3 protein-coding genes are annotated in these 2,818 nt (G+C 62.7%); 1 reads left to right on the plus strand and 2 read right to left on the minus strand.

From position 1 onward, the window contains the following. On the minus strand, window positions 1-2,331 hold a 2,331-nt coding region (locus tag NW857_RS00400; protein WP_414367678.1), incomplete at its 3' end, for a heavy metal translocating P-type ATPase. Between NW857_RS00400 and NW857_RS00405 the strand changes: the two genes are divergently transcribed. Then, window positions 2,330-2,467, plus strand: coding sequence for a hypothetical protein (locus NW857_RS00405; RefSeq protein WP_414367680.1), 138 nt, complete (start codon window positions 2,330-2,332; stop codon window positions 2,465-2,467). The two genes, NW857_RS00400 and NW857_RS00405, sit on opposite strands and share 2 nt — an antisense overlap. Here NW857_RS00405 and NW857_RS00410 read toward each other — a convergent pair. Next, window positions 2,464-2,658 carry a heavy-metal-associated domain-containing protein gene (locus NW857_RS00410; RefSeq protein ID WP_414364881.1) on the minus strand — a complete coding sequence of 65 codons (195 nt, stop codon included), beginning with the start codon at window positions 2,656-2,658 and terminating at the stop codon, window positions 2,464-2,466. The two genes, NW857_RS00405 and NW857_RS00410, sit on opposite strands and share 4 nt — an antisense overlap. Window positions 2,659-2,818: the final 160 nt, after the last annotated feature.

Raw genomic sequence — 2,818 nt, forward strand, 5'->3', positions numbered from 1 at the left:
GGGCAGGGTCAGTTGTTTATAAGAGACAGGGAGAGGGGCTGGGGGTGAGGGCCGAAAATGCCGCAGCCGCAGGGCATTAGCCACTACAGAAACAGAGCTCAAGGCCATGGCCGCCCCCGCCAGCATGGGGTTGAGCAACCAGCCGGTGAAGGGGTAGAGCGCCCCGGCGGCAATCGGGATCCCGAGGGTGTTGTAGATAAAGGCGAAGAAGAGATTTTGGCGGATGTTGGCAAGGGTGGCGCGGCTGAGTTGAATGGCGGTGACCACGCCCCGCAAATCGCCGGCTATTAGGGTAATGTCGCTGGCAGCTATGGCCACATCGGTGCCCGTCCCGATGGCGATCCCCACATCGGCTTCTGCCAGTGCCGGCGCATCGTTGATGCCATCTCCCACCATCGCTACCGGGTGTCGGGGCCGTCTGAGCTGGCGAATGTAGGCTGCCTTTTGCTCGGGACGGACTTGGGCGATCACCCGGCGAATGCCTGCCTGCTGAGCAATGGCCTGGGCGGTGGTGGGGTTATCCCCGGTTAGCAGAATCACCTCCAGGCCCATCTCCTGCAGCTGGCGCACCGCGGCGGGGGAGGTGGGTTTGATCGGGTCGGCAATGGCCAACAGCCCCACCAGACGATGGGATTGCGCCACGCCGATCACCGTTTTGCCCTGGCTTTCCCAGGTCTGAACCCGCTCCGACCAAGAGGGATCCCACGGGATCCCCAGCCAGCTCAGCCGACCGATGCGCACCTGCTGCCCCTCCACCCAGGCTTCTGCCCCCTCGCCCACTTTTGCCTGAAAGTGCTGGGCCGACGGGATTGAGATGCCTTCGGCTTTGGCTTTTTGCACCACCGCCTGGGCCAGCGGATGTTCCGAGTATTGTTCCACTGCTGCTGCCAGGCGCAACAGGGCTAGGGGAGAAGAGCCTGGCGTCCAGATATCGGTGACGCTGGGACGGCCCTCGGTGAGGGTGCCGGTTTTGTCCAAGACCACCGTGCGCAAGCGGTGGGCCAATTCCAGGCTATCGGCGCTTTTTACCAGGATCCCCAATTCCGCCCCCCGCCCCGTCGCCACCATGATCGAGGTGGGGGTGGCCAACCCCAGCGCACAAGGGCAGGCGATGATCAGCACCCCAATGGTGTTCACTAAGGCCAGCGTCGGATTGCCCGCCAGCCCCCACCAGAGGACAAAAGTTAGAATGGCTACCCCGATCACCGCCGGCACAAACCAGGAGGTCACCCGATCCGCCACTTGTTGAATGGGGGCCTTGGATCCCTGGGCCTCCTGCACCAGGCGCACGATCTGGGCCAGAAGCGTATCTTTGCCCACCCGCCGCGCTTCCATCACAAAGCTGCCCGTCTGGTTGAGGGTGGCCCCGATCACCTCATCTCCTGCCGACTTGCTCACCGGCAGGCTCTCGCCAGTTACCATCGACTCGTCCAGGCTGGAGGATCCCTCTAGAATGACCCCATCCACCGGCACCTTCTCACCGGGGCGCACCCGGATCCGATCCCCCACCTGCACCGCCGCAATCGGGATATCCTGCTCCACCCCGTCGCGGATGACCCTTGCCGTTTTCGGCTGCAACCCCATCAGCTTGCGAATGGCTTCGGAGGTTTGCCCTTTGGCCCGCTGCTCCATCCACTTGCCCACCAGCACCAGGGTGACGACCACCGCCGCCACTTCGTAATACACATCCGGGTGCAGGCCCTGGCGATGAAAGAAGTCGGGGAAAGTCGTCGCCAAAAGGGAGTAGAAAAAAGCAGCGCTCGTTCCCAAAGCTACCAAGGTATTCATGTCCGCCGAGCGCCGCTGCCAAGCCGCCCAGGCGCCACGATAAAAATGCTGGCCCACCCAAAACTGCACCGGCGCCGTCAGCAGCAACTGCAACCACGGATCCTGCAGCCAGGGGGGCAGGCCGGGGATCTCCTGCCCCAACATCATCGGCAGGGATCCGATCAGCAGCACCGTGCTGAGGCCCACTCCTATCGCTACCTTCAGCTTCAATTCCCGTTCTGCCGCCCGTTGGGCGATCCGTTCTGTGTCGTCCGGATCCGACTGTTGCCAATCGTCTTCGACCAAGCGCGCCCGATACCCCGCCTGCTCCACCACCCGGATCAATGCTTGGGGATTCACCAGCCGGGGATCCCCGCGGACGATGGCCTGCTCGCTGGCAAAGTTGACCGTTTGGGCTGTAACGCCCCGCACGCGACTCAGGGCCTGTTCAATGCCGGCAGCGCAGGAGGCACAGCTCATACCCTGGATGGCCAAGCGCCAAGTGCCGCCAGCAGATGAAGCGGACAGGCCGGGGGCAGCGGAATGGGAACCAGAATCAGACATGGCTGTCCTCAGAGCAAAAATTAAGAAAATTAAGGAAGAAAAAGCGACGCAAAAGCTCTCTTCCCCCCCACAAGGGGAAAACCCCACCTCTGAACTCTGTCCTGCCGACGCCGCCGGGCAGGGGAAAAATCGCTAGGCCGGCGGATAGCCCACTTGGGCAAGCACCTGCCGCCAGTCGCTGTCGGCTCGCTCAGACGTAATCCGCACCTGCTTGGTCTTGGGATCCGCTTCCACGTGGGCCTGGGGATCCCGTTGCCGCACCGCCTGCGTGATGGTATCCACACAAGCCGCGCAGGCCAGCTTCGGCACCGTCAAAACAACTTGCATCCTGGGAAGCCTCCCCAACCCAATGCCACCTGCTTGATGCTAAACCTTCCAGTGGGCTGGAAGGTCAAGAGGGTGGCTGAGGCTCCTCTATGTTCCAGCGGTAATCCACCTGATAGCCCCGCTGTCGCCACTCCTCCTCCAGTTGCAACTGTTGGGTCAG

Source organism: Synechococcus sp. H55.9 (assembly GCF_047462355.1).
Lineage (GTDB): Bacteria > Cyanobacteriota > Cyanobacteriia > Thermostichales > Thermostichaceae > Thermostichus.